Source organism: Paenibacillus sp. FSL H8-0315 (genome assembly GCF_038005365.1).
Taxonomy (GTDB): Bacteria; Bacillota; Bacilli; order Paenibacillales; family Paenibacillaceae; genus Paenibacillus_AQ; species Paenibacillus_AQ odorifer.
The window spans coordinates 1,124,910-1,137,395 of sequence record NZ_JBBOTA010000001.1; the positions used below are offsets into that span (position 1 = coordinate 1,124,910).

The window sequence follows — 12,486 nt, forward strand, 5'->3', positions numbered from 1 at the left end:
CTTACCCCCGAACCGGGTCCAGTCCAAGTACCTTGCGCCCCAGCACCCGGTAATAAATATCTTCATATTGTTTCGTTATTGAATCCTTACAGAAATCTTTGCAGGCTGTTTGTAAACAAGCTTCTCTGAACTGTTGCACCATACGTTCATCCGAAAGGAGCTTAACTGCATATTTAGCCATAGCTGTTGTATCGCCAATCGGTGCAAGGAATCCAGTCTTTCCATGCTCTATAAGCTCAGGGATGCCTCCGGTTTGCGAGCCAATCGTCGGTACGCCACAAGCCATTGCTTCCAGAGCAACCAGACCAAAGCTTTCCTTCTCGGAAGGTAGCAGAAGCAGATCAGCTAAAGAGATCACCTGAGCGATTTCATCCTGCCTTCCCAGAAAACGAACTTTATCTTCCAGACCCATTTCGCTAATTTTGGCTTGAATTTTGGGAAGATCCGGACCTTCACCTACAAGCAGCAGGCGTGAAGGCAGTTCACGATTCACTTTGGCAAATACGTCAACAACATCGCTGACTCTTTTTACAGGACGGAAATTACTGATATGCATCAGAATCTTCTCATCAGGCGCTGCGAAATCTCCCCGCAGATCCGTTACATCACGCGGATAATAAACCCGATGATCCACGAAGTTATAAGTGAGATCAATGTCGCGGGTAATATCGAGTACGTCCCGTGTTTCTCTAATAAGATCCTGAGAGACCGCCGTAACGGCATCACTTTCATTAATCCCCAGACGAATCAAATCTTTAAGCGATTCATCCTGACCAAGCACCGTTATATCCGTACCATGCAAAGTCGTTACAACCTTCATATCGTTCCCAAGCATTTGCTTTGCAAGGAAAGCACACACTGCGTGTGGAACTGCATAGTGAACATGGAGAAGATCCAGATTTTGCATTTTGGCAACCTGAGCCATCTTCGTAGCAAGCGCTAGATCGTACGGAGGATAGCGGAATACATAATAATCGTTTACTTCTACCTCATGGTAAAAAATATTTTTCTGAAACGTTCCTAACCGGAACGGGATACTATGTGTAATAAAATGAACTTCATGACCCTTCTCGGCCAAGAGTTTACCTAATTCAGTCGCAACTACGCCTGAACCGCCAAGAGACGGATAACAGGTAATTCCTATTTTTAGCATACGATCCATCTTCCTGTCTCCTTCTTCTCCAGTATTGATTCGTGTAATGAATCATCTATTGTTTGTCGGCCGCTTTCAAAAAAGCGAAGCGAACACCGTTTCTTTCAAAATCACACAGGACTTCATTTCTCTAAGCTGTTCAAAAAAAGCTCTCAGGAGCGCAATGGCGTATTAATTCCAAGCGCTCCTGGATCAATCATAATCAGCTTATTATATTATCATACAAACTTCGTTATATCCGTTCCTTAAGTAAACAATTCCACCGTATGAGGTACCTTGGTTGCAAACCCTTCTGCATAAGGAATCAGCCTGCGCTGGCCAAGCAGCATATCTCTCGAACGGACTCGTTCAATGTAGCCTTCCGTTAACGGTGTGGATACAGCATCCTCACCCGGAGGTTTGGTGAACTGCGAGCGATAGCAGGACAACGCCTGCTCCTTCAAGCCATATTGCTCAGTAACATCAACAATAAGATCGGTACGTCCTAAATCATTGATAAAATAGAAGTACAGCTGTGGAGCAGGAATTGCCGGCTTGTCCGGCATATATTTACGTAGCTTGGCATTAAAAACAGCCTCTTCCACCAGCTTGCTACAGGCGATATGATCGGGATGACGATCCTCCCAATAAGGAGCAAAAACTATCGTAGGAGAAAAGCGGCGAATTTCAGCAGTCACAGCCGCCACATGCTCTGCTGTAATAAAAAGCCCTCTATCTGGCAGACCCAGGTTTGTCCGCACGGATGCTCCGAGAAGGTCTGCAGCTTGCTGCGCTTCTTGCTTGCGAAGTTCTACTGTACCGTTCGATGACATTTCCGCGGCTGTTAAATCGCAAAGTCCCACCTTAAGTCCCGCAGCGGTATGCTTTGCAATTGTTCCTGCCATACCAATCTCAGCATCATCTGCATGCGCACCAAATACAAGAATGTCCAGCTTCATTCATCAACACCTGGTTTGTATTTGTGAACCAGTGCACGCCAAGCAAAATCACCACGATCAATCGCCTTCACAAGAACCTCCGCTGTGGCAATATTCGTAGCTACCGGTATTCCGTATACGTCACATAGACGAAGCAGAGCTGAAATATCAGGTTCGTGTGGCTGCGCCATTAATGGATCACGCATGAAAATAATAAGATCCAGTTCATCCTGTGCTACCATTGCACCGATTTGCTGATCTCCACCTAATGGACCAGACATGTAACGATGAATTTTCAAGTTAGTTACATCCATAATTCGTTGGCCAGTAGTCCCTGTAGAAAAAAGTTCATGACCTTCAAACACATGTTCATAAGCTAATACAAAATTTACGATTTCATCTTTTTTACGATCGTGGGCAATAAATGCGATCTTTAACATGGTGTTCTCTCCTGTCTATTCTATAAAGTGCTCGAATCCATAGATCAAGCCTGTATATCCCATTACCTTTTCAATACCCATCTTAACGCCTGGCATATATCCTGCACGCTCATAAGAATCATGGCGAATCTTCAAGGATTGTCCGAATCCACCAAAAATCACTTCTTCTTGAGCAAACACACCAGGAAGACGGACACTATGTATCCGGAATCCGTTATAGTAACCACCACGGGCACCTTCAATGGTTTCTTCTTCTTTAGGATTACCTTGACGAAGTTCCTCACGAACTTCCGAAATCATTTCTGCGGTTTTGACCGCAGTTCCGGATGGAGCATCCAGTTTCTGGTCACCATGATACTCTATAATTTCCAGATGCGGGAAGTACTTTGAAGCTTGTGCCGCAAATTTCATCAATAGAATAGCTCCAATGGAGAAATTCGGAGCAATAAGTCCGCCAATCCCCTGTTCTTGACACTGCTTGTCCAGTTCCACCATCTGCTCCGGTGTGAATCCGGTTGTACCGATAACCGGACGCACTCCGTACTTAATAGCTAGCGCTGTATTCGTATACGCTGACTGCGGTGTAGTGAAATCCACAAGGACATCTCCATTGCTTCCCGCGAGGGCGGCCTCAAGATCAGAAGTTACAATAACGCCTGAGTCTTCCAGACCTACCAGACGCCCTGCATCAATATCGCCCGAAGAACGATCTACTGCTGCTGCTAACTCCAGCTCTTCGTCCTGCAATACAAGTTTAACAACCTCTTTACCCATTCTTCCGCCTGCGCCGGATACAACGACCCTGATCTTGTTATTCATATTTTTTCCATCCTCGCTCTCACTAGTTATATAGTTATTGCATATACGATTGTATGGATTTCTGAAGGTCTCTCATCAATTCCCGCAAGCCAGAATCATCCGGATGTAACGAAATCACTTCTTTTAAGGCAGTCATAGCTTGTAAATGTTCATTCACTCGGCTATGCGCGATAGCAAGCCATACATAAGCATCCCCATATAATGGATCAAGGGTAATAGCCTCTTTGAGCAGTGTAATCGGATGATAAGGGTTGCGAGTTTTGTTGTCTTCATCTTCTATCAACCGTTTGGCTTCTTGTACATGCATCATAGCCTGCAAATGCTGCAGATGCAGACTATACTCAGGTTTGCTGGTGTCCAGCTTTACAGCAGCCTGAGCATGAACTAAAGCTTTATCTAGCATACCACTGCGGGCATACGTTATGGAACAACGATATCTAACCTCGGCATCAGCAGGGCTTGCTGCAATTGCAGACTCGAAGCAAACAATAGCTTCGGCAAAGTCACTGCGCAATATCGAGCGGTAAGCCTCTCTTACATAATCCTTATGATCCATATACACACCATCCTCACGGCTAAATCCCGTTCGTTTGGTACAGCATATGTTATAGAGGCCTAATCGGTGTCTTTCGGTGTCCAACGTCCCGCATCACGGGTATTAAATTTATGCATTACCTTATTATGCGCTTCCGTCAGGTCTATCCCTAGAGAATTTGCAAAACAAACGGTAATAAACAGAATATCTCCCAGTTCAAGTTCAATGGAATTCTCAGCTTCATCAGACTTCTTAGGCTTCTCGCCGAACTCATGATTGACCTCTCTAGCCAGTTCTCCGACTTCCTCGGACATGCGGGCCAGCATAGAGAGTGGACTGAAGTACCCTTCCTTAAACTGCGATATATAAGCGTCTACTTCACGCTGTATGTCACCAAGACTTTTGTCCATAAAATGTAACTTCTCCCCCTCTGTATATCTTGCCTTCTGTTTGCCCCTATGTTATCGTAAAGACGTTTTGAAGACAATCTTTTTTGAATATTTTAACACACGCAAGAAAAGGTATACTTATTATAGGAAAAGAAAAACTGCCTACAAAAGGCCTAACGAGGGATTTCATGAATTCAAAAAAGGTAATTACAATCAGTAAGACAGTCGCTCCCATCTTGCTCGGAGCCGCAGTATATGCCTTCGGGCTACTGTATTTCATCATTCCTAATCAGTTGATGGAAGGCGGCGTAACCGGGATCACACTTCTCCTTAATTATGCCTTTAGTATTCCCATCTTTTTATCCACACTGCTGATCAATCTTCCTTTGTTTCTGTTGGGCTGGAAAGTTCTAGGCGGGCGGCAAATTGTGTATACAGGTGTAGGGATTGGGGCGTTGACCTTTTTCCTGTGGGTTTTCGAACGAATGATTACTGCGGGATGGATTATCCCCTTCAGTACCGAACACGACTTTATTCTTGCGGCACTGTACGCAGGAGTAACGCTTGGAACGGGGCTTGGGCTTGTATTCCGTTTTGGGGGTACAACAGGTGGTGTTGATATTGTCGCAAGAATTCTGGGACGGAATTTTGGTTGGAGCATGGGGCAGATTATTTTGGCCATCGACATTATTATTATTGGCTCTTCCATCCTCTACATTCCTAAAGAAAAAATACTTTACACACTCGTCGCAGTTTTTATCTCATCACGAGTTATAGATTTTATCCAAGAAGGTGCCTATGCTGCTAAGGCATTTACGATTATCAGTGATGATGCACCGCAAATTGCCGATCTGATTACAGCCGAAATGGACCGTGGTGTAACCCTCATCCCTGCCATTGGTGCTTATTCCAAGCAAGCCAAATATATGGTGTACTGTGTAGTCTCAAGGCAAGAAATCCGCCGGCTAAGTCTGCTGGTCAAATCCGTTGATCCACGCGCCTTCGTAATTATTAGCGATGTACACGACGTACATGGAGAAGGCTTTCGAGAAACCTAAATAAAAAGGAGTGTAGGCCATTTCAAGCCCACACTCCTTTTTACTGTTTATAATTTCACCCTACGGAATCGGCTTCCAATTCTGATTCTGACCACGGTACTTGCGATAGGCTACATAGGCTAACGCAGCTATAATGAAGCTTGCGGCTAACCCTCCCCAAATCCCAAATTCTTGCGATGCCAGCGGCAAGGATAAAGCAGGTTCATCCTTCTCTTTTCCGAACATTACTCTTACCGCATCCTGACCATAAGATACAATTTCAAGCAGGCGGGCACGTTCAACCTTTTGTGAAGACGAAGGAATGCCGGCCGCATATGAGAGCCAGGAATCAAAAACATTCACAACTTCAGGCTGGCGGGAGACAATCACTGCCGGCCGGATGTTATCATACCTGCCCTGCAGTCTTTCCAGAGCTGTTTTCCAGCCCGCCAAATCATTTGCAACCGCACTTTGCTCCATCGCATTTAGATCCTCACGAATCAGCTTGTAGTACTGAAGCCAAATAGGCTGCCGCGGATGATTAAGACTGTTGGCAGCTAGACGTAGCTTGGCGGCTGCCGCTTCCCATTGCTGTGGATTTATTTTCGCGCCTGCCACGGTAGCCCTCAGGTCCATAATGACCCCTGACAATGCATTAATACCCTCCACAGAGGTCATTCCTTCAAAGGATGAGGACACAAAGATCTTGGAGATCGCTTCGGTCTCCTGTCGGACCTTCATTACATCCCCTTCCAAAACATACCCATACAATGCCTCAGCGGCTTGTTCCAGCTGCTGTGCTCCAGTCTTTCCGCTCATTGCTGCCAAACCGTTGCCCGAACTAACGTCGGCGCTTTGCTTCGAAGCTTTGCCAGACCCTTCACCAGCATCCTCTAGCGCTGCTGAAGCCTTTACAACATCCATACTGGACAGCAGCCAGCAGAATACTAGAACAACCACTACATAATATCTCCCGCGGAGCATGAGACAACCCCCTCCTACTTAAGAAGAAACGACGTTGTCGTCTTTTAAAGACGATATTCGTTTCTCGTAAAATTATAAGGATAAAGCATAGTATAAAACTTATGCTTCTTATAATTCTAAATGTATGGCAGGGGGACAAGGGATAGAACTGCTTACTAACGTCTATTCTTGAACTGATAGATTGACTCTACCGGTCTTTGTCTTCTACTAAACAACCAAGCAGCTGCAACACTAAGCAGCGTAAGCGCCAGTGTAAAGTACTGTACCTGTATAACATAATCGTTCAAAACAGAAGGTAACCACGGATAGATTCCGTAAGAATAATCCAGCATATCGTTGGCGAGTGTCCAAAGCAGGGCTAATGGAATCATTTTGCGGAAAGAAAAAAACCTTGCATAAATCAATGCTTCAACTGCCATCCCCGTATGGGAGATTACCAGCATCCAATCTTTCCAAACCAAAACATCACCGTGATAACCCCCGGCAAAAATAATACTCACTGCCCATATCCCGTACTTCACTGACGTAACGACCGCCAAAGCCTCAATAAGTTCCCTTACATTGTTTCCTGTGTAGCTTTTTGGAGGGAAGAGCATCAGCAACAGAGCCAAGGTAAAAAACAAACTTGCGGTTGGGCTATCCGGAACAAATGGAAGCAGCCAGTGTGGATAATTAGCCGCAGTGAACTCCAGTTGATTGCCATACCATATGTAACCATAAATTGTACCCAGGAAATTTACGATAAATAACAACCAGATAATTCCCCGGTTCTTAAACAGTTTGTTAAACCAATGAACTGGCATACAGATTATTAACCTCCCCAAGTAATGGCACTTTGCATTTAGACATACAAAAACCTGACCGCATGCACGATCAGGTTGCGTTATCATTATTTTACTGTTCGCTTTTTTGTTTGGCAAGCCAGCCGGCCAATGTATCAATATCCTCTTCTGATAGACCTGCGCCCAAGGCGGTATCATACATTTTCGGCATCTGCCCTTGACCCTCTTTTATAATAGTAAGGATTGCTTCTTTGTCATGGGTGTCTCCAACTCCACGAAGTGAAGGTCCGCCCGCCCCTTTCAAATCCGCTGCGTGACAGGAGATACAAGTGGCTTGCTTGAAGAGCCCCATAGCAGGATCATCCTTGTCCACAATCGCTACTTCTTTTGGCTTAACGGCACTGGAGGTCGGAAGACCCTTTGCCCTGTTCTCCGCCGCCTTTTCTTCCCTTTGAACATCTTCAGGAATCTGACCCGTTTCAGCCATTTCATGTTTGTATTCAGTCCAGGCTGTATTGGTCAAATAAACAATTGCTGCAAGTGACAAGAACATTAAAGATGAAGCAATCGGCCTACGGTAAAAGCGACGCTCTCTACCCGTATCCAGAAAAGGAGCCAACAGAAGTGAACCAAAAGCCACACCAGTAACTCCTAGTGTACCCAGAACGATATAATCGCCCGAAGCATATGGGAGCTTCAAATACTGATAGAGGAACAAGAAATACCAGTCAGGAATCGGGATAACCGTAGCACTAGCATTTGCTGGAAACCCTAGCGGAGCTGGCTCTGAAATAGTAAGTACTAATATTCCTACAAGTACAACGACTCCGACCATCCATTCCTTCAGTAGAAAGTTAGGGATAAAGGCTTCCGATTTGCCGGGGTAAGCCGTGTAGTCCGGAGGTGTGATAAATCCGTTCCCTCTGCGAACTCTGGAATCACCGACATATACAACCTTTTCCTTAGAATTGTTTCCATGCGCCATCCGTATTCCTCCTCTCTCAGATTAACTTACAACGGTCCGGAAATCCCTTGTCTGCGGATCATAATAAAGTGTCCTACGAGCAGACTAAGAAGCACCGCTGGGAGGAAGAATACATGTAATGCGAAAAAACGAGTTAAGGTTTCGGCACCAACAATCGTTCCGCCTTGCATCAGTTCCTTCAGCACCGGCCCCATCACTGGAACAGAATTGGCTATTTCAAGAGTTACCTTTGTTGCGAAATAAGCTTTATTATCCCAAGGCAACAAGTAACCTGTTAAACCAAGTCCCAACATTACGAAGAAAATCAGCATTCCAACTACCCAGTTCATCTCGCGCGGCGCTTTGTAAGAGCCTGTAAAGAAGACGCGCATTGTATGAAGGAACATCATAACAATTACTAGACTTGCGCCCCAGTGATGCATCCCGCGGACAATCTGTCCAAATGCAACACTTGTCTGCAAATACTCAACACTAGCATAAGCATTAATAATGTCCGGAACATAATACATCGTTAAGAACATACCTGATAAAATCTGAATGACTGTAATAAAAAAGGTCAGTCCGCCAAAGCAATACACGAACGCAGAGAAATGATGGGCCGGATTAACATGCTCAGGAACCTCGTGATCGGCCACGTCTCTCCAAATCGGCGTAACATCCAGACGTTCGTCAATCCAGTTATAGACATTTTTAAACATCAGAACTACGCCTCCTCACGAGCTACTGTATTTGGCACAATGTCTCCCAAAAGCACCCACCCGTTATCGAATTTCGTTTTATACTGGTCAAGCGGCTTAGGAGCAACTTCGAGATTTTTGCCAAGCTTTGTATAACGTGCACCGTGGCATGGGCAGTGATATTCGTCAGGATGAGCTTTATCGTTGTTCCACCCGACCGTACATCCCAAATGTTTACAGATCGGTGAAAGCGCATAAATATCACCCTTCGCGTCTTTCCGGATCCACGCAGTGAGTGTCGCTGTACTGTCGTACCATCCGTCCTTCTGTTTCAATTCAAAAGTAAATTCCTGGGGCTCTTCGGTGATTTTGCTTATCTCAGCAACCTTGATAAAATCTCCAGCACCCTTCTTATGTAATATCGGATCCACGACAAAACGGACCATGGGGAGAATTGTACCCGCCCCCATAAAAGCAGTGGCGCCACCAAGCGTGTAGGTCAAAAATTGCCTGCGCGACATCTCTTTACGGCTGGGTGGTTGTTCAGGCCATGTCTCCTGTTGTTCATTATGGCTGCTCATACTGTTATATAACCCCCTTCTCAAGATATAAGAAAGTATCTGTGGTGTCCGATCAGAGATGTCTCAATATAAATAATCCGTTTTCAAATCTTTTCAATGAAATACATCACATACCATTTGGATTCAACCTAATAATAGCTTAGGCTCCAAAACCCGTCAAGAATATTGTCTAATTTGTGACAGGCTAAAAAGCGGTTTCAACATATAATTGTTGATTTTCTGTCACATTTATAAGGAGTTCATCCCCGCCACATGTCTTGAATTTTCATACTAATCTCACTGTTATTCTTCCCTTCTTGAGAAGCCTCAATGATAGGCAGAGAGAGAACTAAATCGCTTTCATAGATTTGGCTTTCTTGGAGAGGTACATCCGCTGTCAACACCACTACATGCTGGAAACCACTGGATTTGACTTTTTGGCAAATCTCATTAATTAAATTCACATAGCCCTCTCCAGCGTACTGAATGGCTGGGTAAGTCACGATCCGCCCCTTGAACGGTATTTCCACCATATCCATGAAATTACGTAATCTTTCGAGTGCCTGAACAGTCTCAGGAGGACTCTCAAGTCCACTTAATCCTGTAAAAGGTATGAGACATGTATCATAGAATTTTTGATTTTCTTCCCAAGTGTCCACTTCAAAATCGCTGAATTTCATTCCCATTCATCTCCCTATGTATAATTGTTAATTCTTCCGGTCTTTCGCAAAGCTTCCTGAAGTTATAGAACCCATTATATTGAAGGAGGAGGAGGAACGTCCAGATTTAGATTTTATATTTTCGTTCGATTAAGCAAATTGAGTAGATTATAAGCAAAAAAAGAAATGCGCTAAGCGCATTTCTTTATGCCAAACTTTTAAGTTCCTCAGTAAGATTTCGGAAAGCCATCTCATCTCCGGTAGCCAGCGCCGTGTCAATCTCACGGTGCAAGATGTCGGAGCGACGCTTTCGCAGCGCTTCATCCCACACCATTTCTGCCGCAAGTCCTAGCATCACTTCATACGTAGCCTTCATTTTGTCCATTCGATACACCTCCGCTGTTTAAGAGATCCTTTTTTCTTGTTATTTGATATTTTGATATCCATCAAGATGATTATGTTTTCGGTTTCAAGAGAATCGGCACCTACTAAAGCATATTCATCAATCCTGTCTTCGTTCTACATATTTGCCCATTCCGCTCAATACTTCCTCTATTGTACCCATCAGCAACAATAACGGATTCCTACATCTGCGTATGTAATCCCCATAAGCATTTCGCACACGCACCTCTACCGAAGATACTTAGGCACGGCTGTCTCTATCCCCCATGGCGTCATCATCACAGCGAGTCCACCAGAAGTCTCGCCCAATTTAAGCATCCCTAGGTGCACCATCATCCGTATTATACGTTGCTCTAGAATAGAAGCAGCACTGTCATAATAAAACGGTTTAATTAGCCACCCCACACCATCCACTAAAGAAGGTACTGTCACCCAATTACCGGCGCTGATGCTTATCCAATACACAAGTGAAGGTAGATTTGGCACAGCCCCTTTATATAGTCTTAACCAAAAAGAGAATATCTGCATCAACGAATCACATTTTCCATCGTTTAACACAGCCTCACCGGTCGCAGTAAGCCTTAGCCGGAAGCCTTCCTCAGAGATCCAGCGGCGGTGACGAATATAGTCATACAAAAGCGCAAATCTTGGAGGATAATGCTCACAAGCTCTCCCATAACCAAACCTCCAGCCGCCTTTGCTAAGAAGCTCCTCTGGAATATGAAGCGCGTTCATCACACCTTGCTGATAACGCCTATACATTGCCCCTTCCTGATTCAGTTCTGGCTCATTGTCCTTAATATATCTCAGCAGCATTACCAGATCACTGATCATTAATTCTCCTTCACTGCGATACATCACAGGTTCAGGGCTAGTTGCGATTTTCTCTTTGATATGTGCACTCATCGTCTCCCGGAAACGCTCTTTTAAATCTTTGGGTACCTGGTACAAATATCTGGTCTGCTGCGAGGAACCACTAAAGAGCCAGCCTCCACTTTTAAAGCGAGAGACCATCTCCCGGAAACCTCCAGTTTTTCCTTCAGGTGTATCAAAGGACGCTTGCCTTGCCACAGCCAACAAATCCTCAAGACTAAAGTAGGTGCGTTCATCAAAAAGCAATGTATTCAAAAACCGTAAATCCTCCGGAGCGCATTCCCGGATATGAGACTCCATAAAACTTCTGCTTCCAAGCATAATCAAAATACTTTGGATCAAGTCGTGTTTGGAATTCTGTTTGCATTCACACCGGTAGCGGCCCGCTATGGCGGTCAGCTGTCCAATATCTGCATAAGTAAGCATATCCGCCAGATTCATGTTTTATCGCCTCACCGTTTTACTACCATTATGGGGAATACTGCCTATTTTATTCCCTTTATTGCAAAAAAAATAACCCGAAGCCCGGGTTAATGCTGATTTTGCAGGATATGGCGAGTACAATTATATAAAATAGGGTTCCATTCCCGCTCTTTCTTCTCCAGAATCGTCAAGGATAGATTGCCAATTCGTTCAGAATACTTATCCTTGTAAAGAGCAGTATACAGCTGAGCAAGAAATCCTCCATGGGATATGACGAGTATATTCCGATTGGGATGCAATGCAGAAATATCTTCCATAAAAGCAAGAGCCCGAGCCTGAAGCTGTTCGTCGGTTTCTTGACCGAGGGAGAGCTGACCCCATTCCTTACCCCACTTCTCTTCACGTTCTGCGGCAGTAAGCCCTTCTACCTGCCCATAAGCACGTTCCCGGATACGCTGATCAGGTTCTAATAGCGGAATCCCTAACTTGTCAGCAATAATCTTACCGGTCTCAGCAGCGCGGGAAAGATTACTAGTAACGCAGCAGTCCCAGCTGTACGGTTCCTGTAATAAGCGGTCAGCAAGCATTGCAGCTTGCATCCGTCCTTCATCATTAAGTGGAATATCACTTTGTCCCTGTATTTTCCCTATCGCGTTCCAGTCCGTCAATCCATGGCGTATCAAGCCGATTAGCATGTTGCCTCCCCCTTTTCAGCAAAGTATTTGTCTCTTAATGTAACATGGATGAAATAAAAAGTCTTCTTTTTATGAGTTTTACAATGCAAAAAGCCCCTCATTACATTAAGTAAAGGGACTCATTCAATGTTCTGAATATTATAAACAACGGAAGCA

At 44.7% G+C, this 12,486-nt stretch carries 16 protein-coding genes; 1 reads left to right on the top strand and 15 read right to left on the bottom strand.

Annotated features, from left to right (window positions below; all coding sequences use genetic code 11):
* Window position 1: 1 nt before the first annotated feature.
* The 6 genes from bshA to MHB56_RS04865 all read right to left on the bottom strand — a co-directional run bounded on the left by bshA (window position 2) and on the right by MHB56_RS04865 (window position 4,274).
* Window positions 2–1,162, bottom strand: coding sequence for an N-acetyl-alpha-D-glucosaminyl L-malate synthase BshA (gene bshA / locus MHB56_RS04840; protein WP_036676278.1), 1,161 nt, complete (start codon window positions 1,160–1,162; stop codon window positions 2–4).
* 236 nt (window positions 1,163–1,398) lie between these two features.
* Window positions 1,399–2,091 (bottom strand): bacillithiol biosynthesis deacetylase BshB1, encoded by a 693-nt coding sequence (gene bshB1, locus MHB56_RS04845; RefSeq protein ID WP_038572419.1) that lies wholly within the window; start codon window positions 2,089–2,091, stop codon window positions 1,399–1,401.
* Entirely contained in the window at window positions 2,088–2,510 is a 423-nt protein-coding gene (gene mgsA / locus MHB56_RS04850; protein ID WP_036676275.1) for a methylglyoxal synthase, read from the bottom strand. The genes bshB1 and mgsA overlap by 4 nt, the downstream gene beginning before the upstream one ends.
* A gap of 15 nt (window positions 2,511–2,525) precedes the next feature.
* On the bottom strand, window positions 2,526–3,329 hold the full coding sequence (dapB, locus tag MHB56_RS04855; RefSeq protein WP_036676273.1) for a 4-hydroxy-tetrahydrodipicolinate reductase: 804 nt from the start codon (window positions 3,327–3,329) through the stop codon (window positions 2,526–2,528).
* Between the two features lie 34 nt (window positions 3,330–3,363).
* Window positions 3,364–3,885 carry a tetratricopeptide repeat protein gene (locus MHB56_RS04860; protein WP_036676272.1) on the bottom strand — a complete coding sequence of 174 codons (522 nt, stop codon included), beginning with the start codon at window positions 3,883–3,885 and terminating at the stop codon, window positions 3,364–3,366.
* Between the two features lie 59 nt (window positions 3,886–3,944).
* Complete coding sequence (locus tag MHB56_RS04865; protein ID WP_036676271.1) at window positions 3,945–4,274, bottom strand: nucleotide pyrophosphohydrolase; 330 nt, start codon at window positions 4,272–4,274, stop codon at window positions 3,945–3,947.
* A gap of 167 nt (window positions 4,275–4,441) precedes the next feature.
* Between MHB56_RS04865 and MHB56_RS04870 the strand changes: the two genes are divergently transcribed.
* On the top strand, window positions 4,442–5,311 hold the full coding sequence (locus tag MHB56_RS04870; RefSeq protein ID WP_036676270.1) for a YitT family protein: 870 nt from the start codon (window positions 4,442–4,444) through the stop codon (window positions 5,309–5,311).
* 60 nt (window positions 5,312–5,371) lie between these two features.
* Here MHB56_RS04870 and MHB56_RS04875 read toward each other — a convergent pair whose 3' ends face one another.
* From MHB56_RS04875 to MHB56_RS04915, 9 genes are all read right to left on the bottom strand, one after another.
* Window positions 5,372–6,274: a sporulation protein YpjB gene (locus MHB56_RS04875; protein WP_341143336.1), complete on the bottom strand. Its 903-nt coding sequence runs from the start codon at window positions 6,272–6,274 to the stop codon at window positions 5,372–5,374.
* A gap of 155 nt (window positions 6,275–6,429) precedes the next feature.
* A complete protein-coding gene (locus tag MHB56_RS04880) occupies window positions 6,430–7,077 on the bottom strand; it encodes a DUF1405 domain-containing protein (protein WP_341143337.1) in 648 nt (215 codons plus the stop codon).
* 91 nt (window positions 7,078–7,168) lie between these two features.
* Window positions 7,169–8,041, bottom strand: a complete 873-nt coding sequence (locus MHB56_RS04885) for a menaquinol-cytochrome c reductase cytochrome b/c subunit (RefSeq protein WP_341143338.1) — start codon at window positions 8,039–8,041, stop codon at window positions 7,169–7,171.
* 26 nt (window positions 8,042–8,067) lie between these two features.
* The gene (qcrB, locus tag MHB56_RS04890) at window positions 8,068–8,739 is read right to left on the bottom strand and encodes a menaquinol-cytochrome c reductase cytochrome b subunit (protein WP_036676266.1); all 672 of its coding nucleotides are present in this window, start codon (window positions 8,737–8,739) and stop codon (window positions 8,068–8,070) included.
* A 5-nt stretch (window positions 8,740–8,744) separates the two neighbouring features.
* Entirely contained in the window at window positions 8,745–9,299 is a 555-nt protein-coding gene (locus MHB56_RS04895) for a QcrA and Rieske domain-containing protein (protein ID WP_076127525.1), read from the bottom strand.
* Window positions 9,300–9,538: 239 nt separating this feature from the next.
* On the bottom strand, window positions 9,539–9,958 hold the full coding sequence (locus tag MHB56_RS04900; protein ID WP_341143339.1) for a DUF2487 family protein: 420 nt from the start codon (window positions 9,956–9,958) through the stop codon (window positions 9,539–9,541).
* A 184-nt stretch (window positions 9,959–10,142) separates the two neighbouring features.
* Entirely contained in the window at window positions 10,143–10,322 is a 180-nt protein-coding gene (locus MHB56_RS04905; protein WP_036676261.1) for an IDEAL domain-containing protein, read from the bottom strand.
* Window positions 10,323–10,567: 245 nt separating this feature from the next.
* The gene (locus tag MHB56_RS04910) at window positions 10,568–11,653 is read right to left on the bottom strand and encodes a hypothetical protein (protein WP_341143340.1); all 1,086 of its coding nucleotides are present in this window, start codon (window positions 11,651–11,653) and stop codon (window positions 10,568–10,570) included.
* 89 nt (window positions 11,654–11,742) lie between these two features.
* On the bottom strand, window positions 11,743–12,330 hold the full coding sequence (locus MHB56_RS04915; RefSeq protein ID WP_341143341.1) for a histidine phosphatase family protein: 588 nt from the start codon (window positions 12,328–12,330) through the stop codon (window positions 11,743–11,745).
* Window positions 12,331–12,486: the final 156 nt, after the last annotated feature.

Coding starts and splice junctions, on each gene's coding strand:
- dapB (WP_036676273.1), bottom strand. CDS start 3,329: ATGAATAACAAGATCAGGGTCGTTGTATCCGGCGCAGGCGGAAGAATG.
- bshB1 (WP_038572419.1), bottom strand. CDS start 2,091: ATGAAGCTGGACATTCTTGTATTTGGTGCGCATGCAGATGATGCTGAG.
- MHB56_RS04860 (WP_036676272.1), bottom strand. CDS start 3,885: ATGGATCATAAGGATTATGTAAGAGAGGCTTACCGCTCGATATTGCGC.
- MHB56_RS04915 (WP_341143341.1), bottom strand. CDS start 12,330: ATGCTAATCGGCTTGATACGCCATGGATTGACGGACTGGAACGCGATA.
- MHB56_RS04865 (WP_036676271.1), bottom strand. CDS start 4,274: ATGGACAAAAGTCTTGGTGACATACAGCGTGAAGTAGACGCTTATATA.
- MHB56_RS04880 (WP_341143337.1), bottom strand. CDS start 7,077: ATGCCAGTTCATTGGTTTAACAAACTGTTTAAGAACCGGGGAATTATC.
- mgsA (WP_036676275.1), bottom strand. CDS start 2,510: ATGTTAAAGATCGCATTTATTGCCCACGATCGTAAAAAAGATGAAATC.
- bshA (WP_036676278.1), bottom strand. CDS start 1,162: ATGGATCGTATGCTAAAAATAGGAATTACCTGTTATCCGTCTCTTGGC.
- qcrB (WP_036676266.1), bottom strand. CDS start 8,739: ATGTTTAAAAATGTCTATAACTGGATTGACGAACGTCTGGATGTTACG.
- MHB56_RS04905 (WP_036676261.1), bottom strand. CDS start 10,322: ATGGACAAAATGAAGGCTACGTATGAAGTGATGCTAGGACTTGCGGCA.
- MHB56_RS04900 (WP_341143339.1), bottom strand. CDS start 9,958: ATGAAATTCAGCGATTTTGAAGTGGACACTTGGGAAGAAAATCAAAAA.
- MHB56_RS04875 (WP_341143336.1), bottom strand. CDS start 6,274: ATGCTCCGCGGGAGATATTATGTAGTGGTTGTTCTAGTATTCTGCTGG.
- MHB56_RS04885 (WP_341143338.1), bottom strand. CDS start 8,041: ATGGCGCATGGAAACAATTCTAAGGAAAAGGTTGTATATGTCGGTGAT.
- MHB56_RS04895 (WP_076127525.1), bottom strand. CDS start 9,299: ATGAGCAGCCATAATGAACAACAGGAGACATGGCCTGAACAACCACCC.
- MHB56_RS04870 (WP_036676270.1), top strand. CDS start 4,442: ATGAATTCAAAAAAGGTAATTACAATCAGTAAGACAGTCGCTCCCATC.
- MHB56_RS04910 (WP_341143340.1), bottom strand. CDS start 11,653: ATGAATCTGGCGGATATGCTTACTTATGCAGATATTGGACAGCTGACC.